19 protein-coding genes are annotated in these 20,916 nt (G+C 65.5%); 5 read left to right on the forward strand and 14 right to left on the reverse strand.

What is annotated here, in order from left to right; all coding sequences use genetic code 11:
• Positions 1-55: 55 nt before the first annotated feature.
• The gene (locus APH28_RS22820; RefSeq protein ID WP_060512783.1) at positions 56-961 is read left to right on the forward strand and encodes a LysR family transcriptional regulator; all 906 of its coding nucleotides are present in this window, start codon (positions 56-58) and stop codon (positions 959-961) included.
• 38 nt (positions 962-999) lie between these two features.
• Here APH28_RS22820 and APH28_RS22825 read toward each other — a convergent pair whose 3' ends face one another.
• The 14 genes from APH28_RS22825 to APH28_RS22890 form a co-directional block, all read right to left on the reverse strand.
• Positions 1,000-1,695 (reverse strand): response regulator, encoded by a 696-nt coding sequence (locus APH28_RS22825; RefSeq protein ID WP_060512784.1) that lies wholly within the window; start codon positions 1,693-1,695, stop codon positions 1,000-1,002.
• Positions 1,692-4,346 carry a sensor histidine kinase KdpD gene (locus tag APH28_RS22830; RefSeq protein WP_060512785.1) on the reverse strand — a complete coding sequence of 885 codons (2,655 nt, stop codon included), beginning with the start codon at positions 4,344-4,346 and terminating at the stop codon, positions 1,692-1,694. Before APH28_RS22830 ends, APH28_RS22825 begins: the two co-directional genes overlap by 4 nt.
• 152 nt (positions 4,347-4,498) lie before the next feature.
• Positions 4,499-5,050, reverse strand: a complete 552-nt coding sequence (gene kdpC / locus APH28_RS22835; RefSeq protein WP_060512786.1) for a potassium-transporting ATPase subunit KdpC — start codon at positions 5,048-5,050, stop codon at positions 4,499-4,501.
• 10 nt (positions 5,051-5,060) lie between these two features.
• A complete protein-coding gene (gene kdpB / locus APH28_RS22840) occupies positions 5,061-7,115 on the reverse strand; it encodes a potassium-transporting ATPase subunit KdpB (RefSeq protein ID WP_060512787.1) in 2,055 nt (684 codons plus the stop codon).
• Between the two features lie 10 nt (positions 7,116-7,125).
• Entirely contained in the window at positions 7,126-8,820 is a 1,695-nt protein-coding gene (gene kdpA / locus APH28_RS22845) for a potassium-transporting ATPase subunit KdpA (protein ID WP_060512788.1), read from the reverse strand.
• A 9-nt stretch (positions 8,821-8,829) separates the two neighbouring features.
• Complete coding sequence (gene kdpF, locus APH28_RS22850; RefSeq protein WP_033696222.1) at positions 8,830-8,919, reverse strand: K(+)-transporting ATPase subunit F; 90 nt, start codon at positions 8,917-8,919, stop codon at positions 8,830-8,832.
• Positions 8,920-9,037: 118 nt separating this feature from the next.
• Complete coding sequence (locus APH28_RS22855) at positions 9,038-10,084, reverse strand: AI-2E family transporter (RefSeq protein WP_060512823.1); 1,047 nt, start codon at positions 10,082-10,084, stop codon at positions 9,038-9,040.
• Between the two features lie 12 nt (positions 10,085-10,096).
• Positions 10,097-10,891 (reverse strand): DUF4892 domain-containing protein, encoded by a 795-nt coding sequence (locus APH28_RS22860; RefSeq protein ID WP_060512789.1) that lies wholly within the window; start codon positions 10,889-10,891, stop codon positions 10,097-10,099.
• Between the two features lie 109 nt (positions 10,892-11,000).
• Positions 11,001-11,855 (reverse strand): alpha/beta hydrolase, encoded by an 855-nt coding sequence (locus APH28_RS22865; RefSeq protein WP_060512790.1) that lies wholly within the window; start codon positions 11,853-11,855, stop codon positions 11,001-11,003.
• Positions 11,852-12,640 carry an alpha/beta fold hydrolase gene (locus APH28_RS22870; RefSeq protein ID WP_060512791.1) on the reverse strand — a complete coding sequence of 263 codons (789 nt, stop codon included), beginning with the start codon at positions 12,638-12,640 and terminating at the stop codon, positions 11,852-11,854. The genes APH28_RS22865 and APH28_RS22870 overlap by 4 nt, the downstream gene beginning before the upstream one ends.
• Before the next feature lie 93 nt (positions 12,641-12,733).
• Positions 12,734-13,120, reverse strand: a complete 387-nt coding sequence (locus tag APH28_RS22875) for a hypothetical protein (protein WP_371263107.1) — start codon at positions 13,118-13,120, stop codon at positions 12,734-12,736.
• A 98-nt stretch (positions 13,121-13,218) separates the two neighbouring features.
• A complete protein-coding gene (gene sixA / locus APH28_RS22880; protein WP_060512793.1) occupies positions 13,219-13,677 on the reverse strand; it encodes a phosphohistidine phosphatase SixA in 459 nt (152 codons plus the stop codon).
• The gene (locus tag APH28_RS22885; RefSeq protein WP_060512794.1) at positions 13,674-14,021 is read right to left on the reverse strand and encodes a DUF4389 domain-containing protein; all 348 of its coding nucleotides are present in this window, start codon (positions 14,019-14,021) and stop codon (positions 13,674-13,676) included. The genes sixA and APH28_RS22885 overlap by 4 nt, the downstream gene beginning before the upstream one ends.
• Before the next feature lie 15 nt (positions 14,022-14,036).
• Positions 14,037-15,062, reverse strand: a complete 1,026-nt coding sequence (locus tag APH28_RS22890; RefSeq protein WP_060512795.1) for an NAD(P)H-dependent glycerol-3-phosphate dehydrogenase — start codon at positions 15,060-15,062, stop codon at positions 14,037-14,039.
• A 167-nt stretch (positions 15,063-15,229) separates the two neighbouring features.
• Between APH28_RS22890 and APH28_RS22895 the strand changes: the two genes are divergently transcribed.
• The 4 genes from APH28_RS22895 to fabA all read left to right on the forward strand — a co-directional run bounded on the left by APH28_RS22895 (position 15,230) and on the right by fabA (position 20,913).
• Positions 15,230-17,377 (forward strand): TonB-dependent siderophore receptor, encoded by a 2,148-nt coding sequence (locus APH28_RS22895; RefSeq protein ID WP_177334289.1) that lies wholly within the window; start codon positions 15,230-15,232, stop codon positions 17,375-17,377.
• Positions 17,377-18,267: a hypothetical protein gene (locus APH28_RS22900; RefSeq protein ID WP_060512797.1), complete on the forward strand. Its 891-nt coding sequence runs from the start codon at positions 17,377-17,379 to the stop codon at positions 18,265-18,267. The genes APH28_RS22895 and APH28_RS22900 overlap by 1 nt, the downstream gene beginning before the upstream one ends.
• Entirely contained in the window at positions 18,264-20,195 is a 1,932-nt protein-coding gene (locus APH28_RS22905; RefSeq protein ID WP_060512798.1) for a response regulator, read from the forward strand. Before APH28_RS22900 ends, APH28_RS22905 begins: the two co-directional genes overlap by 4 nt.
• 202 nt (positions 20,196-20,397) lie before the next feature.
• A complete protein-coding gene (fabA, locus tag APH28_RS22910) occupies positions 20,398-20,913 on the forward strand; it encodes a 3-hydroxyacyl-[acyl-carrier-protein] dehydratase FabA (RefSeq protein WP_012315334.1) in 516 nt (171 codons plus the stop codon).
• The last annotated feature ends 3 nt before the right edge of the window (positions 20,914-20,916 follow it).

The raw sequence follows: 20,916 nt of genomic DNA on the forward strand, positions 1-20,916 counted from the left end.
CGATCTCATAGACGCTGAAAATCTCAAGGCAACCCCAACAGCAGGTTCAACAACCATGGCCTTCAGCAGCGACTCCCTGGCAATTTTCCTCGCGGTGCTGGAAGCGGGCTCGTTCTCTGCCGCCGCGCGCAAACTGGGGCGAGTGCCGTCGGCCGTGAGCATGGCCATCGCGCAGCTGGAAGCCGAGCTGGACCTGGCCCTGTTCGACCGGGCTACACGCAAAGCCCTGCCGACCAGTGCTGCGCTGGCACTGGAGCCACAAGCCAGGCAAGTGATCTGCCAGCTCAACCTGCTCGACGCCCAGGCCCTGCAACTGCACCAAGGGCTGGAAAAGCGCCTGACCATCGCCATGGCCCCGGAGCTGCAGACCGGGCGCTGGAGCCAGCCGCTGGAAACCCTGGCAAAGGAATTTCCCAGCCTGGAGATCGAAGTGCGCTCGGCGACCCAGACCGAAGCGGTGCGCTTGCTGCATGAAGGCAGCGTGCAATTGGCACTGGTGTTCGAACGGCCTGGGATCGATGAGCGCGAGTCCTTTCTCGAAGCGGGCAGTCAGCTGCTGGTGGCCGTTGCTTCACCGCGTCATCCGGCCGGCAACAATAGCGGTACGCCGCTGCCTGAGGAGGCGTTTGCCGAGCAGCGGCAGATCATCGTGGCCTCGGGCAAGGCCACCGGTTCGGACCCGCGCATGGTGCTGTCGCGGCGGATATGGTTGACCGACAGCTACCTGGCGACGCTCGATCTGGTGCAGTCCGGCCTAGGCTGGGCCTACTTGCCGCAGCCGCTGGTTGAGCCGTTGATTGCCTCGGGTGCGCTGGCCGAAGTGCGCTTTGACAACATGGCCAGTCGGTTGCGCTTGTGGGTGGACATCATCTGGTTGAAGCCACGGCCGTTGGGCTTGGGCGCCAGGCGCTATCTGGAGGTCATGCGCCAGCTGTTCGACAAAGAACCACCCAGGGCCTGAAATGCACGCTCCCACAGGGTGAACTGCCCGGCCGCAGATCAGGGCTGAGGCGACACCAGCCGATACCCCACCCCCGCCTCGGTAATGATGAACCGCGGCGCCGTCGGGTCATCGCCAAGCTTCTGCCGCAAATGCCCCACCACGATCCGCAGGTAGTGGGTGTCGTCGACATGGGTCGGCCCCCAGATGTCCTTGAGCAGTTGCTGCTGGGTAATTACCCGGCCCGGGTGGCCGGCCAGTTGCGCCAGCAGTGCGTACTCCTTGCGCGTCAGCGCGATCTCCACACCCTCCAGGGTCACTTTGCGGAAGGCAAAATCCACCACCAGCGACCCGAAACTGGCCGTCACTTCGCTGCCGCCCGACTGCGGCACCTGGCGCAGCAGCGCGCGTACTCGGGCCAGGAATTCCTGGATACCGAAGGGCTTGGTCACGTAGTCATTGGCGCCACCATCGAGCGCGTCGACTTTCTGCACCTCGCTGGCCCGCACCGACAGCACCAGCACCGGCACCGCGCTCCATTCGCGCAGCTCACGCAGCACCTGCTGGCCATCCATGTCGGGTAGGCCGAGGTCGAGCACCACCAGGTCGGGCTTGGCCAGCGCGGCCTGAGCCAGGCCTTCGCCGCCCGTAGCGGCTTCGATCACCTTGTAGCCTTGGGAGCTGAGGCTGATGCGCAGGAACTTGCGGATCTGCGGTTCATCGTCGATGACCAACAGGGTGGCGGACTGGCTCATGGGGTTTCGCTTTCGGCTTCAGGTTGCTGGGGCAGCGGCAAGCATAGAGTGATGCAAGTGCCGTGGCCATCGATGCCTTCACCGACCAGTATCTGCCCGCCGTGGGCACCGATCATGCCCTGGCAAATCGCCAGGCCAAGGCCGGTCCCTTGCCCGCCACGATCGCCACGGGCTGCGGTGTAGAACATGTCGAAGATCTTCTCGCGTTCAGCCACCGGGATACCGGGGCCCTGATCGCTGACGGCGACGTGCAGCTGCTCGTCATGCACCGCTACCTGAAGCTCCAGGCGGCCCTGCGCGGGCGAGAAGCGTGCGGCGTTTTCCAGCACGTTGATCAGCGCCTGTTCGATCAATGCGGCATGCACGAACAGCAGCGGCAGCTCGGCGGGCACTTCGGTGTGCACGCGCAATGGCGCCAGTACCGCGCGCAGGCGGTTAAGGGCGCTGCCGACGATATCGGCGGGGGCCACCCAGTCACGGGCAAGCTTGAGCCCACCGTGACCGAGGCGGGTCATGTCGAGCAGGTTCTGGATGTAACGGTCCAGGCGTTCGGCTTCGTTGCGCGTGCCCTCGAGCAGCTCGCGGCGGTCTTCGACGGGGATGGCCTCGCCCAGCGCCAGCAGGCTGTCGATGCTGCCGCGCATGGCCGTCAACGGGGTGCGCAGGTCGTGGGATACCGAGGCGAGCAAGGCGCTGCGCAATTGCTCGGTTTCGCCGTGCAGACGGGCGGCTTCGAGTTGCTCGGCCAGCCGGGCACGGGCCAGGGCCTGGGCCAAGGGTTGACCGAGGGCCATGAGCAGGCGCCGGCGCTGGGCGCTCAGCGGCTCGCCGGAACGCGGGCGCACGCCGAGCAGGGCCAAGGGCTGGTCGTCAACCGCCAGCGGCCACCACCACCAGCGGCCATTGGGCAAGGTATCGCTGCCGTGGCCGGCGGCCTGGCCATGCTGCCAGGCCCACTCGGCGGCGGCGCGCTCGTTGTCGCTCAAGGCCTGGGCTTCGCCGCTCGCCAGCTCCAGCAGGCCTTCGCGGTTGCGCTCCAGCAGGCACACTTGCACGTCTTTCCAGCCATTGAGGTGGCGACCGGCAGCGTTGAACACCGCCTGGCGGTCGGTGGCCACGGTCAGCCGGCGCGACAGGTCCAGCAACTGGTTGGTCTGTGCCTGGGTTTCCCGCAGGGCCTGCAGCTGGCGGCGCTGGCGGGCCGCAAGGTTGCCGGTGAGGGCCGCCATCAGCAGGAAGAATACCAGCGTCAGCACGTCTTCCTCGCGCTGGATGCTGAACGAGAAATTCGGCGGGATGAACAGGAAGTCGTAGGTCAGGAACGACAGTGCCGCGCAGGCCAGCGCCGGGCCCAGACTGCTGCGCACGGCCACCAGCAGCACGGCAGCTAGGAACACCAACGAAATGTTGGGCAGCGCCAGCACGCTCGACACGCCCCAGGCCAGGCCCGCTGCCAGCGCAGTGGCCAGCAGCGCCATCAGGTAATGGCGCCAGACCCACACCCGGCTGACCGCCGCACGCGCCGGGCGGGCCTGGCTGTCGCGGTCGAGCACGTTGATCTCCAGGCCATGGCTTTCGCGCAACAGGCGGGTGGCGACGCCGGCACCGAACAGGCGGCGGCGCAGCCGATCACGGGATTGCCCGACCAGCACCAGGCTGGCACGGCGCTCGCTGGCGTGCTGGATCAAGGTCCGCGCTACCTCGCCAGCACGCAGCACCACCACCTCGCCCCCCAGGCGTTCGGCCAATTGTTGGGCCGCCTGCAGGCGCTGGCGGGCGGCTTCATCACGCAGCCGGCCGTTGTCGACGTGCACCAGGCTCCACGGCAGGTGGCGGCACTGGGCAACGCGGCTGGCGTGGCGCACCAGGCGTTCGGCCTGCTCATCGCCGTCCACGCCCACCAGCAGGCGCCCACGCAGGGCGGGTGCCGCTTCGCCGCGTAGCCGGTAGCCCTGGGCCAGGTCGGCATCGACCTGGGCGGCGGCCGTCTGCATGGCCAGTTCGCGCAGCGCGGTGAGGTTGGTTTGCGAGAAGTACGCATCGATGGCAGCCCGCGCCTGCTCGGGCACGTACACCTTGCCTTCGCGCAGGCGTTCGAGCAGCTCACGTGGCGGCAGGTCGATCAGCACTAGCTCGAAGGCTTCCTGCAGCACCCAGTCTGGCAGCGTTTCGCGCACCTGCACGCCGGTAATGCCGCGGACCTTGTCATTGAGGCTTTCCAGGTGCTGGACGTTGACCGTGGTGTACACGTCGATGCCAGCGGCGAGCAGCTCCTGCACGTCCTGCCAGCGTTTGGCGTGGCGGCTGCCGGGGGCATTGGTGTGGGCCAGTTCGTCGACCAGGGTCAAGGTCGGGGCCGCCTTGAGCAGGCCGTCGAGGTCCATTTCCTCGAGGGTGACGCCACGGTATTCACTGCGCAGCAGGGGCTGCTGGAGCAGGCCGCCAAGCAGCGCTTCGGTCTCACTGCGGCCATGGGTTTCGACCACCCCGGCCAGCACCTGTACGCCCTGGCGTTGCTGGGCGTGAGCGGCCTGGAGCATGGCGAAGGTCTTGCCCACGCCAGGGGCGGCGCCGAGGAAGACCTTGAGCCGACCGCGACCGCTGCGTGGGAGGGTGGCCAATAGCGCGTCTGCGCGGGTGGAGTCACTCATGTTTCATCCTTTGCTTTTTTCCTGCCAATCCCAAAACCCCGGAAAAGCGCACGATCTGTAGGAGCGGGCTTGCCCCGCGAACACGGGCGCAGCCCGTGCCACCCACCGCGTCGCCTGCTTCGCGGGGCAAGCCCGCTCCTACAGGGGCCAATTCAATGACTGAGATCTTCGAGGGCCTGGTTCAGCGCCAGCACATTGACCACCGGTGGCCCGATCAATGGGTGGAGGGTGGCCTCTTCCAGCAAGGCTTGCAAGCGCTCAACCGGCACCTGCCGCGCCGCCGCTACCCGAGGAATCTGGTAGGCCACGGCTTGCGGTGGCAGGTGCGGGTCCAGGCCGCTGCCCGACGTGGTCAGCAGCGCCTGGGGCACGGGCCCCAATTGCGCCTGGTACAGCGTTGCAGCATCGCCCTTGACCCGCTCGGCCAGCGCCGGGTTGCTCGGTGCCAGGTTGCTCGCGCTGCTGGCCACGGTGGCGAATGCCCCCGCCGAGGGCCGCGAGTGAAACCAGCCATCCCCCTGGAAATCCTGGGCGATCAGGGCCGAACCGCGCACCTGTCCGCGCTCATCACGCACCAGGCTGCCATTGGCCTGCTCGGGGAACGTCAGCTGGGCAACCCCGGTCACCACCAACGGGTACAGTGCGCCAGTGACCACAGTCATCAGCAGGATCAGGCTCAACGCCGGGCGTACGTATGTGTTCATGATGGCCTCCTCAGACCAGGTGCAGGGCATTGAGCAACAGGTCGATCAGCTTGATCCCGGCAAACGGCACGATGATGCCGCCCAGCCCGTAGATCAGCAGATTGCGCCGCAGCAGGTGCGCCGCGCTCGCGGCCTGCACGCGCACGCCGCGCAGGGCCAGCGGGATCAGCACGATGATGATCAGCGCGTTGAACACGATCGCCGAAAGGATCGCGCTCTGCGGGCTGGCCAGGTGCATCAGGTTGAGCACGCCCAGCTGCGGGTAGATGGCGGCGAACAGCGCCGGCAGGATGGCGAAGTACTTGGCGACGTCGTTGGCAATGGAAAAGGTGGTCAGCGCCCCGCGGGTCACCAGCAGTTCCTTGCCCACCTGCACCACGTCCAGCAGCTTGGTCGGGTCGCTGTCCAGGTCGACCATGTTGGCCGCCTCGCGCGCCGCCTGGGTGCCATCGTTCATGGCCATGCCGACGTCTGCCTGGGCCAGTGCCGGGGCGTCGTTGGCACCGTCGCCGCACATCGCCACCAGGCGGCCGTCGTTCTGCTCCTGGCGGATACGGGCCAGCTTCTTCTCAGGCGTGGCTTCGGCGAGCACATCATCCACCCCGGCTTCGGCCGCGATGGCGGCAGCGGTCAGCGGGTTGTCACCGGTCACCATCACCGTGCGGATACCCAGCTTGCGCAACTCGGCGAAACGCTCGCGGATGCCGGGCTTTACGACGTCCTTGAGGTGGATCACGCCGAGCAGGCGTTTGTCCAGGCACACCAGCAGCGGGGTGCCTCCGTTCTGGGCGATGCGCTCCACTTCACGGGCCAGCGCGGCGGGCAAGTCCAGGCGCTGCATGCCGACGAAGGCCAGCACCGCATCGACGGCACCCTTGCGGTAGCGGCGCTGCTGGAAGTCGATGCCCGACAGGCGCGTCTCGGCGCTGAAGGCGATGGCCTGGTACTGCCCGGGTGACGGCTCGATGAAGTCGTGCAACTGGCGCAGGTATTCGACGATCGACTTGCCCTCGGCGGTGTCGTCGGCCAGTGAGGCGAGCAAGGCGCCCTCCCCCAGCTCCTTGGCGGTCACGCCCTGGGCCGCGTGCAGGGCACTGCAGCGGCGGTTGCCGAAGGTGATGGTGCCGGTCTTGTCGAGCATCAGCGTATGCACGTCGCCGGCCGCCTCCACCGCGCGGCCCGAGCGGGCAATCACGTTCAGGCGCACCAGGCGGTCCATGCCGGCGATGCCGATGGCCGAGAGCAAGCCGCCGATGGTGGTGGGGATCAGCGTCACCAGCAGCGCAGCGAGGAAGATCAGCGGCAGGCTGCCGCCGGCGAAATGAGCGAACGGTTGCAGGGTCACCACCACGATCAGGAAGATCAGGGTCAGGCCGATCAGCAGGATGTCGAGGGCGATCTCGTTGGGGGTCTTTTGCCGCTTGGCGCCTTCGACCAGGGCGATCATGCGGTCCAGGGTCGACTCGCCGGGGTTGCTGGTGATGCGGATCAGCAACCAGTCGGAGACCAGCCGGGTGTTGCCGGTGACGGCCGAGCGGTCGCCCCCGGACTCGCGGATGACCGGTGCGGATTCACCGGTGATGGCCGCCTCGTTGACTGCCGCGATGCCTTCGAGCACCTCGCCGTCACCGGGGATCATCTCGCCAGCCACCACCCGCACCACATCGTCCTTGCGCAGTGCCGTGGCCGCGACGCTTTCGAAACTGCCATCGCGTTTGCGGCGCTGCGCCGTCAGCCCCTGGCTACCGGCCTTGAGGCTGTCGGCACGGGCCTTGCCACGGCCTTCGGCGAGGGCTTCGGCGAAGTTGGCGAACAGCACGGTGAACCACAGCCACAGGGCAATCTGCGCGGCGACACCGGTGCTGACGCCATTGCCAGGCGCGAAACACAGCGCAGTGGTGAGAATGGCCGTGAGGGCGACCACCAGCATTACCGGCGCCCGTTTGAGCTGGCGCGGGTCGAGCTTGACGAAGGCCTGTACCAGCGCCGGGCGCCACAGGGCGGCGAAGCGGGTCTGGTCCTTGGCGCTGTGTGAGGCTTTCACTTCAGGAATGGGCATGTTCATGGATGATTCCTCAGAAACCCAGGCTCAGTTGTTCGGCGATCGGCCCGAGGGCCAGGGTCGGCAGGAATGTCAGGCCCCCGACCAGCAAGATGGTCACCAGCAACAGGCAGGCGAAGAGCGGGCCGTGGGTGGGGAAACTGTTGCTGCTCTGGGGCGCGCTCTTCTTCGCCGCCAGGCTGCCAGCCAGGGCCAGGATCGGCAGGATGTAGCCAAAGCGGCCAATCAGCATGGCCAGGCCGATCATCACGTTGTGGAACACGGTGTTGGCGCCGAAGCCGGCGAACGCCGAGCCGTTGTTGGCCGTGGCCGAGGTATAGGCGTAGAGCAGCTGGCTGAAGCCGTGGGCACCCGGGTTGCTCACCGCGCTGGCTGGCCCCGGCAGACTGGCGGCAATGGCCCCAAGCACCAGCACGCCGACCGGCATTACCAGCAGGGTGGCCACCAGCAGTTGCACTTCCCGCGCCTGAAGCTTCTTGCCGAGGTACTCCGGCGTGCGGCCGATCATCAGGCCGGCCAGGAACACGGCAATCAGCACGAACAGCAACATGCCGTAGAGCCCGGCACCGACGCCGCCAAAAATCACCTCGCCGACCATCATGTTGACCATCGCGACCATGCCGGTCAGCGGGTTGAGGCTGTCGTGCATGGCGTTGACCGAGCCGTTGGAGGCTGCCGTGGTGGTCACGGTCCACAGCACCGAGCCGGTGGTACCGAAGCGGCTCTCCTTGCCTTCCATGGGTGCGCTCTGCTGCACCTGGGCGCTTTGCAGTGCCGGGTTCGGCTGGTACTCCGACCACAGCGCCGTGGCACCACCCAGCAGGAACAGCCCAAGCATGCAGGCGATGATGGCGCGGCTCTGGCGCAGGTCCTTGACGTAATGGCCAAAGGTGAACACCAGGGCCACCGGAATCAGGATGATCGACGCCGACTCGAACAGGTTGCTCCAGGCCGTAGGATTTTCGAACGGGTGCGCTGAGTTGACGCCGAAGAAACCGCCACCGTTGGTGCCCAGCTGCTTGATGGCGATCTGGCTGGCGGCCGGGCCCAGCGGGATGGTCTGGTCAGCGCCTTGCAGGGTCACGGCGTGGGCATAGTCGGCGAACGTCTGCGGTACGCCCTGCCACACCAGCAGCAACGCCAGCAGCAGGCACAGCGGCAGCAGGCCGTAGAGGGTGGCGCGGGTCATGTCGACCCAGAAGTTGCCCAGGCTGGTGGTGGAGCGGCGGGCGATGCCACGACACAGCGCAACCAGCACGGCCAGGCCGGTGGCGGCGCTGACGAAGTTCTGTACGGTCAGGCCGAGCATCTGGCTCAGGTAGCTGACCGAAGCTTCGCCGCTATAGGCCTGCCAGTTGGTGTTGGTGACGAAGCTTACCGCCGTGTTGAAGGCCAACGACCATTCCTGCCCGGGCAGGTGTTGCGGGTTGAGTGGCAGGTAGCCTTGCAGCAGAAGCACGGCAAACAGCAACACAAAGCCCGCCAGGTTGAAGGCCAGCAGGGCCAACATGTACTGCTTCCAGTTCTGCTCCTGGTCGGCGCGCACGCCGGCCAGGCGATAGCAGCCCTGCTCCACTGGGCCAAGCATCGGTGTCAGCCAGGTTCGCTGCCCCTCCATGACCTTGTAATAGAAGCGTCCGAGCCAGGGTGCCGGCACCAGCACGATGGCGAAGAAGGCCAACAGCAAGAGGTAATCGTAACTGTGCATGGCCGCTCCCTAGCTGCGATCGGCGCGCAGCAGCGCCACCAGCAGGTAAACCGCCAAGGCCACTGCCAGCAGCAGTGACAACCCGTCGAGCATGTACATGAGTGGAACTCCCCCGTGGTGCGGCGTTGACCGCTTTGAGGGAATTGTCCGAGGGAAAGGCGTAAAGGGGCGAGATCGGGGGGGTGGGATGGGAATAAAGAATGCGTAAAGATGAGGTCTACTGTTGGGGTTGCCCCGCGTTACGGCTCCAGTCCAGCAGCAGGCTGTAGCCGACGGCCAGCAGGGTCGGCCCGATGAACAGGCCAATGAAGCCGAATGCCAACAAGCCGCCGAACACACCCAGCAATACGATCACCAGTGGCAGGTTGCCGCCGCGGCTGATCAGGTAGGGCTTGAGCACATTGTCCACGCCGCTGATGACAAAGGTGCCCCAGATCCCCAGGAACACCGCCATGCCGTACTCGCCCTTCCACACCAGCCAGCCGGTCGCCGGGATCCACGCCAGCGGTGGACCCATCGGGATCAGGCTGAGCATGAAGGTCACCAGCCCCAGCACGATCGCCCCCGGCACCCCGGCGATCAGGAAGCCGATCAACGCCAGCAGGCCCTGGGCTGCCGCCGTGCCGATCACGCCGTTGACCACCCGTTGCACGGTGCCGGCCACCAGTTCCAGGTAGTAATCGGCCCGCTCGCCTACCAGCCGGTTCAGCAGCCGCAGGACGAACGCCGACAGGCGCGGCCCGTCACGGTAGAAGAAGAACACGAACACCAGGCTCAGGGTCAGCTCCAGCACACCGCTGCCGATCTGCGCACTGCGCGCCAGCAACCAGTTGCCGACCTGCCCCAGGTAAGGCTTGACCGATGCCAGCAAGGCCGCGCCCTGCTGGTTGAGGGATTGCCACCCGCTGACCAGGCGCTCGCCAACGAAAGGAATACCGCCGAGCCAGTCCGGTGCGTCGGGCAGGCCATCGACCTGCACGTCACGCACGAAGGCGGTGGCGTCGCGGATGTGGTCGGCCAGGTTGAAGCCCAGCCACACCAGCGGCAAGGCAACTATCAGGATCCAGGCCGTGGTCAGCAGGCTGGCGGCCAGGGTTTCACGCCCTCCCAGCACACGCGTCAGCAGGCGCATCAGCGGCCAGCTGGCGAAGGCCAGGATGGCCCCCCACAACAACGCGGAAATGAAGGGCGCCATCACCCACAGGGCGGCACCGAGCAACGCCAGCAGCAGAATCTGGATCAGCAGGCGGTCATTGTTGGCCATGGTGGCACTCACTCAACGGATCAGTTCCAGGTGCAGGCCATCGGTGGGTGCCGTGCCGACTTCGAGCCGGCCGTCACGCACGCCAGCCTTGATCAGCTGCTCGCGCCAGGCCCCGGCCTGGGCGCCACTCAGGCTTGCGCGCAAGGTGCTGTCGAGGTTCAGGCTGCGCGCCAGCAAGGTCACCCAGCTGTCCCGTGGCTCAGCCAGGTCCGGGTAGTCGAGCTTGCCAGTGTCACGCATTTCGCGCAGCACCGTGGCGGCGGTGGGCAGAATTTCGCCCAGCGGGCTGCCGGCGACGAATTCTTCCACATGCAGGTAGGCGCGACGGTTGCCACGGGTGACGCTGTACAGCGCGACCAGGGTATCGGCCTCCTCGGCCGAGCGGCGCAAGAGGATGAATGCCTGCTGCTCGTCGCCGCCATTCAAGCGGGCATTGGCGAACACATCGTTGGCCCACAGGCTGGCTTCGCCACAATCGCGGCCCTGGCACCAGAACAGTGGGTACCCCCCCTCCTCCTGCAGCGTTTCGCGGGCGCTGGTGAAGGCTTCGCGGGCGCTACGCTCGACCGGCAGCTCATAGGTGACCGAACTGACCTGGCCACGGCTTTCGATCTTGTCTTCGACGCGCAGGCGGCCGCTGATCTTGCGTAGCGGGCCCATGGGGTAAACGCGCTCCTGCTCCACGGCTGGGCGCTGGTCGACCACCTTGGCGTCTACCGGCACCGGCAGGCCGCCGGCCCACAGCAAGGGGCTGGCCAGCACGAGGCAGGCGGCAAAGGCAGTGCGGATCGAAACGGGCGCGCTCATCGGCGACCCATGCGGCGCCGCGCGCCGGGTTGAAGCTCCAGGATGTCTGGCAGTTGCATGGTTGTCTCCCTGTTCAACCCGCCAAGCCTCGACACTTGTCCGGTGCAAGTCAAGCAAAGCCAAAGAAGCGATTGAAACAGTCTGCGACAAGGGCCGCACCCTGTTCGTCGTTCAGGTGCAGGTGATGCCCGCCGGGCAGTACCGTCTGCTCAAAGGGTAGCTGCTCCAGCAACTCGGTGTGGCGCGCCAACATGCCGTCGGCGGCCACCACCAGGCTGGCCGGGCAGCTCACCCGTCGCACGTATGCCATGGCCTGTGCCTGGCTCAGGCGCACCGGCGATGGCAGGGTCAGGCGGCTGTCGCTACGCCAGCTGTAGCCGCCGGGTACCGGCATCAGGCCACGCTGGGCCAACAGCTCGGCGGCTTCCCGGCTGACTGCGACCATGCCTTTCATGCGCGCCTGCACGCCCTCCTCCAGGCTGGCGTAAACGGACTTGCGCTTGCCGTCCAGGCGCAGCTGGGCCTGCAGGGCCATGCCCAGACGCTCACCGGCATCTTGCTCGACACCGGTCGGCGCAATGACACCGTCGATCAAGGCCAGATGGCTGACCCGGTCTGGCAAGGCACCGGCCAACTGCACCGAAATGATCGCGCCCAACGAATGCCCGAGCAGGGCAAACCGCTGCCAGCCCAGCTGTTCGGCAACCCGCAAAACATCATGGGCGTAATCGGCCAGGGCATAGCCAGCGCCCAATGGGCGGTGTTCGGAATAACCGTGCCCGGCCAGGTCCAGCGCGACGATGCGCAGCCCCTTCAACTGCGGCGCCAGGCGGGCGAAGCTGTTGGCGTTGTCCAGCCAGCCGTGCAGGGCGATCACCGGCAGGCCATCCACCGGGCCGAACAGGTGGGCGGCGAGTTCGATGTGGCCCAGGCTCAGCCGAACCTCCTCGACCTGCGCGCTCATGCCTGGCTCCAGCGGTCGAACAGCCCCTTGATCAGGCTGGCCGTGTCGGTCGGGCGCTCCAGCGGGAACATGTGGCCGCCCGGCACGCGGTGGTATTCACCCCGCGGCATGCCGCGCACCGCTAAGGTATGGTGGCGGCGGATGACGTTGCTGCGATCGCCACGCACCATCGCCAAGGGCACCTGCAACTGGCGCGCGGGCGCCGGGCTGGCGTGTGGAATGTTGCGGTAGATGCTGATTTCCGTGGCCGGGTCGAAGCGTAGGCGCAGCCCCTCCTCGACGACTTGCAGGCCATGTTCAAGGTAGGCCTCCAGGCACTCCGGGTCGAAGTGGCGGAACAGCGACTTGCTGGCGAAGTAGTCGCGGGCGCTGTCACGGTCGGCGAAGGCTTCACGACGCCCGAGGGTACGGCCGGCCGGGGTGATGCGGTCGATGAAGCCAAAACGCTTGGCGGTGCGCAGCAGCCATTGGTCAGCGCGGGTCAGTACGGGTGAGTCGAGCATCACCACGCCGCGGTACAGCTCGGGGCGGCGCAACGCGGCATGCAGGTGCAGCACGCCCCCCAGCGAATGGCCGACACCCCAGACCGGCGCCTGCTGCTGCGCCAGGTGGTGAAGCAGCTCATCAACCAGGTTCTGCCAGTTGTCGTCCACCGGAAAGCGCGGGTCGTGGGCATGCTGGGCCAGGTGACTGACCTGATAATCCGGCGCCAGGGCGGCGAACAGCTTGCCGTAGGTGGCAGAGGGAAAACCGTTGGCATGGGCGAAGAAGATCTGCTGCGACATGGCGCCGGGTCCAGACGGGGGATGATGGCCTATTGTCGGCATCGCTATGACTCTCGGCAACGTCTGTAAATGTCATCGCCAAGGGCAATCAGGTCATGCCGACTCGTCGAAGCTGGCCAGCGAACGGCGCAGGCAGGCTTGCATGTAGGCGATCTGGCTCTCCAGCGCCTCACGGGCCAGGCGCTGGTCCTGGAAATCGAGTTGCAGGCGGCGCAAGGCCAGGCAGCTGGTTTGCAGCAGGTGAGACATGCGCGCACACGACTGCTGCAGTTCGTGCAGGTCCTGTTCGAGTAGCAGGTTGTCCTGAGGGCGTTGCTCGATCTTGCTACGGACTTTGCCCCTCAGATGATAGAGCTTGGCCTCGGCGGCCTCGCGCAACAGCGTGTACTGGGCATAATCGAGACGGTTGTCACGCTGCACGGTTTCAATCGTGGGCTGCAGATCCAAAGAGCGCAACAGCTCGTGCATCAACCCGCTCATTCAACACTCCCTGTCCTGTCATCTGCTGATCAACCTGGCGCCAAGCATCCGTTGGATCCAAAGGCTTGGCAACTGGCAAAAATGCCAGTTGCTCTCGCTTACTCAGGCGAATTAAGCACGCGTAAGGTCATCAGCCCTGCCAGCGGCCAGTCGCCGTCGAGCTCCGCCAGGCTGGCGGTGCTCATGGGTGCTGGCTGCTGCACATGACCATGTTGGAGCATGCCGACCAGCAACCCCACCAGCGGCTGGTGACTGACCAGCAACACATGTTCCAGGCCCAGGCGCTCGACCTCGCCTATCACCTGCCGTACATCACTCTCCGGCGTCAGCCATGGCTCGGTGCGCACAGGCTCGGCGAAGCCCAGGGTGTCATGCACCAGGGCGGCCGTCTGTTGCGCACGCACGTACGGGCTGGCAATGATCGCTTGCAAGGGCTGGCCAAGCAGTCGGGCAGCACTGTGCAGTACCTGCTCGCGGCCATGGCCGGTCAGGCGCCGCTCGGCATCAGTATTGGCCCGCGGTTCGGCTTCACCGTGGCGCAGTACCCACAGCTTCACAGCTTGGGCTCCTCGTCGCGCACCGGATGTGGCGCCGGGGCCACGGCGTGGGGTACCTCGCCTTCGGGGGCGCGCGCTGCCGGCCAGTCGGCAAATGGCCAAGGCTTCTGGTCGGTGTGGAAGGTACCGAAGCGGCCGATCTGCGCCAGGTACTGGCTCAGGCTGTCACCGAAGTTCATCAGGCTGGCGCTCGGTGCGCCATAGACCAGGCGGTAGATCAGCTGCACCAGCACCAGGCCACCGAGCAGCAGTTCGGCCAGTTGCCAGACCACCAGGAACACCAGCATCCACAGCACCCGCAGGATGATCGACTCGCGCTGGGCGCGCTCGGGGGTATCGTTCATGTGCTGCTCCTTCGCTTAATTGAAACCACTGATGGAAATGAAATCGACGTCGGTCTTTGGCTCGGCGCGCATCAGGTGCTCGATCACCTGGTTCAGCGTGCGGCCTTCGAACAGGATGGCATGCAGGCCGGCGACCAGCGGCATGTAGACTTGCACTTCCTGGGCCTTGGCCTTGAGCACCTTGAGCGTGTTGACCCCCTCGGCCACCTCGCCCAGGCGACTGACTGCCTGCTCCAGGCTCAGGCCCTGGCCCAGGGCGTGACCGACCTGGTAGTTGCGGCTCTTGGGCGACGAGCAGGTGACGATCAGGTCACCGACACCGGCCAGGCCAAGGAAAGTCATGGGGTTGGCCCCCTGGCTGACGGCAAAGCGGGTCATCTCGGCCAGCGCACGGGTGATCAGCATGCTCTTGGTGTTCTCGCCCATACCCAAAGCGACGGCCATGCCGGCAATGATGGCGTAGACGTTCTTCAGCGCGCCGCCCAGTTCGACACCGAAGCGGTCGCTGCTGGCGTAGACCCGGAAGGTGCGCCCGTGCAGCACGGCCTGCACCCGTTGGCACAGTTGTTCATCTTCGCTGGCAACCACGGTGGCGGTCAGCGCATGCTCGGCAATCTCGCGGGCCAGGTTGGGGCCGGAGAGCACGCCGATGCGGGCCTCAGGGGCGATTTCCTCGAGGATCTGGCTCATCAGCTTGAAGCTCTGCGCCTCGATGCCCTTGGTCAGGCTTACCAGGTATTTGCCACGCAGCAGCTCGGCATGGGGCGCCAGTACGCTGCGCAGCGCACTCGAAGGCAGCGCAACGAAGATCAGGTCGCTGGTTTGCAAGGTGGCCAGCAAGTCGTTGACCGGCTCGACACCGTCCTGCAGACGGATGCCCTTGAGGTAGCGCGGGTTTTCGCGGTTGACCCGCATCGCCTCGGCCTGCTCGGGGTCGCGCATCCACTGGCGCACCGGCACGCCATTTTCAGCCAGCAGGTTCGCCACGGCGGTGCCGAAGCTGCCGCCTCCCAGAACTGCAACAGGTTGCTGTTCAGTCATATTCAATCCGTTAAAGCCATTAAGTTAAGTGGCGACCCGCTCATTATACGGCTCCCCTGCCAAGCGCCAAGACTGACAACGCCGATGACACTGTCTTGGCCACGTTGCTGGACATTTGAAGGCGAGCACTCGAATGCCCACTGGCAAAAGCCTTCCGGTCAGTTACCATGCCTGTTTCAATCCTGAGACAAGGCTGTCCTGTGTTCCCTGGCCCGCCCCCGTACCCTCGCCTGCTGTTGCTGACTGCCTTGATCGGCGGCTCGGCTGTGGCCGATGACCTGTTCATCGACAACTCGGACCTGCCCCAGGTTCTGACCGCCACGCGCCTGAAACAATCCCCGGCGGCAGTGCCGGGCAGCATGACCGTGCTCGACAACGAGCTGATCCGCGCCAGCGGCGCCCGCGATATCCCCGAACTGCTGCGGCTGGTCCCAGGGATGATGATCGGCTACGGCGCCGGCAACCAACCGACGGTCAATTACCACGGCAGCAACGTCAACGATGCACGGCGCATGCAGGTGCTGATCGACGGCCGCTCGGTGTACCGCGCCGGCCTGGCCACGGTGGACTGGAGCGACATCCCGGTCGCTATCGAGGACATCGAGCGCATCGAGGTGTTCCGCGGCCCCAACACCGTCAGCTACGGCGCCAACGCGCTGATGGCTGTGGTCAACATCCTTACCCGCAACCCGGCCGACAGCCACGGCACGCGGATGAAACTGACCCGCGGCCAGGACGGCATCAACGACTATTACCTCAGCCACGGCTTCGGCTGGGACGGTGGCGACCTGCGTCTGTCGGTGTCCGGCCAGCAGGACGATGGCTTCGACGAAAACCAGTTCGGCCAGGACTACCGCGACAGCCGCCGCCTGAACCGCTTCAACCTCAGTGTCAGCCACGTGCTGGCGCCGGACCAGACCCTGGAATGGCAACTGGCGGCCAAGGAAGGCAGCAACCAGCGGCCATATACCTATCAGCCGGTGTTCCCCTACGTCACCCAGGCTGGCGACAATGCCGACGTCAACGCCAAGGACTATGCCGGCTCGGTACGCTGGAACATCGACTTCAACCCCGAGCACAGCCTGTATGTGCAGGGTTCGGCCCAGCATTTCGACCGTCAGCAGGTCTGGCGCGCCTGCGACGCGGCGCTGTCGTTCAGCCCCGAGCTGACCCGCCTGTGGCAGATGAACCCCGACTTCGCCGAAAAGGTCGCCCGTGGGGCGAACAACCCACCGAGCAGCAGCAATCCCGAAGAACAGGCGCTGGTCGATGCGATCAAGGACCAGTGGAACAACCAGGGCGGCAAGAATGTGGTCTGCGGCGATGTCGACCAGAGCACCCGCGAGACCCGCTATGACCTGGAAGTACAGGACACCCTGAGCCTGACCGACAGCCTGCGCCTGCTCAGCGGCATGAACTACCGCTATGACCGCGCCGATTCGCAGACCTACTTCAACGGCAGCATCGACGACCAGACCTGGCGCCTGTTCGGCCAGCTGGAGTGGCGCGCCGACGAGCACTGGATTCTCCAGGGCGGCGCGATGCTGGAGGATTCGCGCCTGTCCGGCAGCTCGCTGACGCCGCGCATGGCGGTCAACTACCTGATCACCCCGCGCCACGGCCTGCGTGCGGTGTACTCCGAGGCGGTACGGTCGCCGGACATGTTCGAGAACAATGTCAACTGGAGCTACACGGTCAAGAACTTGAACCCCACGGCATTCGGCCAGCGCAATGCCGAATACTTCGTCAAGACACGCGGGCCGGGCGACCTCGAGCAGGAACGCATGCGCTCGCGCGAGCTGGGCTACAACGGTTACTTCAGCGACATCGACCTGAACATGGATGTGAAGCTGTTCTACGACGAGATCACCGGAATGATCAGCGAGCCCCTGAAGAACAACCAGTACATCGCCAGCAACGCCAACAAGGCCCGCTTCACCGGCAGCGAGGCGCAGTTCGACTGGCGCCTGGCGCCACGCGATCGCCTGCGCCTGACCTATGCCTATGTCGATGCCTGGGCCAGCAACCCCGCCGACCGCCGTCTCAGCGCACGCAACAGTGGCTCGGCCGGGTGGATGCGCGAATGGGGCGAGGGTTGGTCGAGTGCGCTGTTCTATTACGGTGACGATGCCCTCAACACCTACCGCTACGAGCGCGTCGACCTGCGCGTGGCCAAGCGTTTTCGCATCCAGGGCAGCACCCTGGAGCTGGCCGCGCTGTGGCAGCAACGCCTGGACGACCAGCCCACCACGGTGGAACAGAACCGTTATGACAGCCGCCACCGCCTGAGCGTCAGTGCGGAGCTGGAGTTCTGATGGCCCGGCTGCTGCGCCTGCTGCTGTTCTGCCTGTGGCCGCTGGGTACGCTGTCCGCCAGCGAAATCCTGCTGGTCAGCGGCGAAGACCAGCCCGGCGTACGCAGCTTTGTCGAAGCCCTGCAGAGCCGCCGCAGCCATGACCAGGTGCGCTTTCTCAGCGTCGCCGAGCTGAACCGCCCCGGCCAGCTCAAGGCGGATGTGCGCCTGGTGCTGCTCGACAATGCCGCGCTGGAATGGCGTTTGGCTGAAAGCAGCGGGCCACCTGCCCTGGCCATGCGCATCAGCCGAGTACAGGCTGAACAACGCTTGGGAAAGTCGCGCCCCGCGTACCTGACCTTGCTGTGGAGCGACCCGCCCATTGCCCGGCAGCTGCGCCTGGCCCGCTACCTGTTGCCACAAGCCCAGCGCATCGGCGTGCTGTACGGTGAGCACAGCCATTTCCTGCTCGATGAACTGCGCCAGGCGGCTCGCCCGCTGGGCCTGGAAATCGTCGCACAGGACTGGCCGGACCAACGTGACAGCCGGCCTCTGCAACATCTGCTGGCCAACAGCGACGTGCTGCTCGGCCTCGACGACCCCGAGCTGTACAACTCGAAGACGGCGAAAAACCTGCTGCTCAGCAGCTATGGTCGGCAGATGGCGCTGATCGGCCCGAACGCGGGCTTCGTCCGCGCCGGCGCCCTGGCCAGCACCTACAGCGACCAGGAGGACTGGCTGGCGGTGCTCGACCAGTTGCTCGACCAACCCCCGGCGCGCTGGCCGCGCAGCCTGTACCCTGCGCGCTACGGCGTCAGTGGCAACCAGCAGGTGGCGCGCGCCCTGGGCCTTGAGCCGATCGATCCGAACGCCACTGCCAAGGCCCTGGCCGAAGGAGAACCCACCCCATGAGCAAACGCCTGAGCTGGGACATCCACACCCGCACCCAGATCATCAGCCTGGGCCCGGCATTATTGCTGACCTTGCTGTTGATCAGCTTCTTCACCTTCGTGCGCATCCAGGACTTGCGCCAGGAGCTGAACCACACCGGGCAACTGATTGCCAACCAGCTGGCACCGGCATCCGAGTACGGCGTCATCTCCGGTAACAATGAAGTGCTCGAAGGCCTGATGCGCGCAACCCTGAGCATCCCGCACGTGCGCTTCCTTGAGGTGCAGGACAGCCGCAACCACATCCTGGTGTACGTCGAGCAGCAGGACGAAAGCAACAACCGGGCGCAGCAGGTGGAAGTGTTCCAGGCGCCGATCCGCCTGCAGCAGATCCGCCTGGACAACGACTTCCTGCAACAGGGCAAGGCACCGGCTCCGGCCATCGGCGACGACTACCTGGGCCGAGTGATCGTCGGCATGTCAGACGATGCCTTCAGCCAGCGCCAGCAGGAAATCGTGATCAAGGCCGGCATCCTCGCGCTGTTCGCCCTGCTGTTCACCTTCCTCCTGGCCCGCCGCCTGGCCATGAGCCTGGCCAAGCCGATCAGTGACATGGGCCACGCGGTCAAGGCCATCCAGCAGGGGGAATACAACGCGCCGCTGCCGGTGGTCGACGACAGCGAACTCGGCCACCTGGCGCGCCACATCAACAACCTCGCCAACGCCCTGGAGCAGGCCAGTGCCGAACAGAAACGCGCCATCGCCCAGCTGATCCAGGCACGCGAGGAAGCCGAGCAGGCCAACGGCGCCAAGTCGGAGTTCCTGGCGATGATGAGCCATGAACTGCGCACCCCCATGAATGGTGTGCTGGGCATGCTGCAACTGCTGGAAACCACCCAACTGACCAGCGAACAGGCCGATTACACGGCGGTGGCCAGCGAGTCCACGGGGCATTTGCTGAAGGTGATCAATGACATCCTCGACTTCTCACGGATCGAACGCACCACGTTGGAACTGGAGCACATCGACTTCAACCTGGCTGAGCTGATCGCCAGCAGCGTGCAGTCGTTCCAGCACAGCGCTCAGCAACGCGGCCTGGACCTGCACCTGCAATTGCCAGCAGATGGCGCACAACCCAAGGTGGTAGGCGACCCGACGCGTATCCGCCAGATCTTGCTCAACCTGATCGGCAACGCCCTGAAGTTCACCGAGCGCGGCCAGGTTCAGGTCGAGGCGCGCTGGCAGCTGCTGGAGCGGAAACTGCTGTGGTTTACCTGCAGCGTGCGCGACACCGGCATCGGCATCGACAGCGAACGCCTGGAAATGATGTTCGTCGCCTTCCAGCAGGCCGACAGTTCGATTTCACGGCGCTATGGCGGCACCGGCCTGGGCCTGTCGATCGCCCGCACCTTGGCCGAGCGCATGGGCGGCAAGCTGCGCGGCGAAAGCCGCGAAGGGCTGGGCTCGACCTTTACCCTGGAAATGCCACTGCCCTTGGCCAGCACCGCGCCGGCAACGCTGCCCGGCACCTCGGGGGGCGGTGCGCCGCTGGAGGTGGGCAAGCGCATCCTGCTGGTGGAGGACAATCCGGTCAATCAAAGCGTCATCGAAGCCATGTTACGAAGCTTGGGGATGGAGGTCAGCGTCGCCCATGACGGGCTACAGGCGGTTGAACAGGTCACCCACCAACAGTTTGCCGCCGTACTGATGGATTGCCGCCTGCCCCAGGTGGATGGTTATGAAGCCACCCGACGTATCCGCCGGTTGCCCGCCTGCGGCGAGCTACCGATCATCGCCTTGACCGCCAATGCCTTGCAGGGCGACCGCGAGCGTTGCATGGCCGCCGGGATGAATGATTACCTGAGCAAACCGTTCCGCCGCACCGAGTTGCAGCGGATATTGCAGCGCTGGTTGCCAGGACGGACAGCGGCGACTGGCGATAAATGCTAAAGTGCGGCAGTCTTAAGTACTGGACAGGACCTTATCCGGACCTGAAAATAGACGTTTCAGTGCACACCTGTACTTCTTTCACCAGGTGCGCTGTGACTTTCACCACAACGCAATAGTCTACCTGTAGGCTGCCGCCCCATAAGCAAGAAGGGTCGGCCGGGAAGATTCATCCCCTGCCACAGGGGGTTATTGAGGAGCTCGCATGACCAAACAACACGCCTTTACTCGGGAAGACCTGCTGCGCTGCAGTCGCGGTGAGCTGTTCGGCCCAGGTAATGCGCAACTGCCCGCGCCGAACATGCTGATGGTCGATCGCATCACCCACATCAGCGAAGAAGGCGGCAAGTACGGCAAAGGTGAATTGGTCGCCGAGCTGGATATCACCCCGGACCTGTGGTTCTTTGCCTGCCACTTTGAAGGCGACCCGGTGATGCCGGGCTGCCTGGGCCTCGACGCCATGTGGCAGCTGGTCGGCTTCTTCCTCGGCTGGCAGGGCCTGCCGGGCCGTGGCCGTGCGCTGGGTTCGGGGGAAGTGAAATTCTTCGGCCAGGTACTGCCTACCGCCAAGAAAGTCACCTACAACATTCACATCAAACGCGTCCTGAAGGGTAAGCTGAACATGGCCATCGCCGATGGCTCGGTCAGCGTCGACGGTCGCGAGATCTACACCGCCGAAGCCCTGCGGGTCGGCGTGTTCACCTCCACTGACAATTTCTAAGGG

This window comes from Pseudomonas sp. NBRC 111124, from assembly GCF_001320245.1.
GTDB lineage: Bacteria > Pseudomonadota > Gammaproteobacteria > Pseudomonadales > Pseudomonadaceae > Aquipseudomonas.

Excerpts from the sequence above, each read along its gene's own strand:
- kdpA (WP_060512788.1), bottom strand. The coding sequence starts at position 8,820 with ATGCACAGTTACGATTACCTCTTGCTGTTGGCCTTCTTCGCCATCGTG.
- APH28_RS22875 (WP_371263107.1), bottom strand. The coding sequence starts at position 13,120 with ATGAGCGGGTTGATGCACGAGCTGTTGCGCTCTTTGGATCTGCAGCCC.
- kdpF (WP_033696222.1), bottom strand. The coding sequence starts at position 8,919 with ATGTACATGCTCGACGGGTTGTCACTGCTGCTGGCAGTGGCCTTGGCG.
- APH28_RS22825 (WP_060512784.1), bottom strand. The coding sequence starts at position 1,695 with ATGAGCCAGTCCGCCACCCTGTTGGTCATCGACGATGAACCGCAGATC.
- APH28_RS22830 (WP_060512785.1), bottom strand. The coding sequence starts at position 4,346 with ATGAGTGACTCCACCCGCGCAGACGCGCTATTGGCCACCCTCCCACGC.
- APH28_RS22885 (WP_060512794.1), bottom strand. The coding sequence starts at position 14,021 with ATGAACGATACCCCCGAGCGCGCCCAGCGCGAGTCGATCATCCTGCGG.
- APH28_RS22890 (WP_060512795.1), bottom strand. The coding sequence starts at position 15,062 with ATGACTGAACAGCAACCTGTTGCAGTTCTGGGAGGCGGCAGCTTCGGC.
- kdpC (WP_060512786.1), bottom strand. The coding sequence starts at position 5,050 with ATGAACACATACGTACGCCCGGCGTTGAGCCTGATCCTGCTGATGACT.
- APH28_RS22860 (WP_060512789.1), bottom strand. The coding sequence starts at position 10,891 with ATGAGCGCGCCCGTTTCGATCCGCACTGCCTTTGCCGCCTGCCTCGTG.
- APH28_RS22900 (WP_060512797.1), top strand. The coding sequence starts at position 17,377 with ATGGCCCGGCTGCTGCGCCTGCTGCTGTTCTGCCTGTGGCCGCTGGGT.
- APH28_RS22855 (WP_060512823.1), bottom strand. The coding sequence starts at position 10,084 with ATGGCCAACAATGACCGCCTGCTGATCCAGATTCTGCTGCTGGCGTTG.
- fabA (WP_012315334.1), top strand. The coding sequence starts at position 20,398 with ATGACCAAACAACACGCCTTTACTCGGGAAGACCTGCTGCGCTGCAGT.
- APH28_RS22820 (WP_060512783.1), top strand. The coding sequence starts at position 56 with ATGGCCTTCAGCAGCGACTCCCTGGCAATTTTCCTCGCGGTGCTGGAA.
- kdpB (WP_060512787.1), bottom strand. The coding sequence starts at position 7,115 with ATGAACATGCCCATTCCTGAAGTGAAAGCCTCACACAGCGCCAAGGAC.
- APH28_RS22870 (WP_060512791.1), bottom strand. The coding sequence starts at position 12,640 with ATGTCGCAGCAGATCTTCTTCGCCCATGCCAACGGTTTTCCCTCTGCC.
- APH28_RS22865 (WP_060512790.1), bottom strand. The coding sequence starts at position 11,855 with ATGAGCGCGCAGGTCGAGGAGGTTCGGCTGAGCCTGGGCCACATCGAA.
- APH28_RS22895 (WP_177334289.1), top strand. The coding sequence starts at position 15,230 with ATGCCTGTTTCAATCCTGAGACAAGGCTGTCCTGTGTTCCCTGGCCCG.
- APH28_RS22905 (WP_060512798.1), top strand. The coding sequence starts at position 18,264 with ATGAGCAAACGCCTGAGCTGGGACATCCACACCCGCACCCAGATCATC.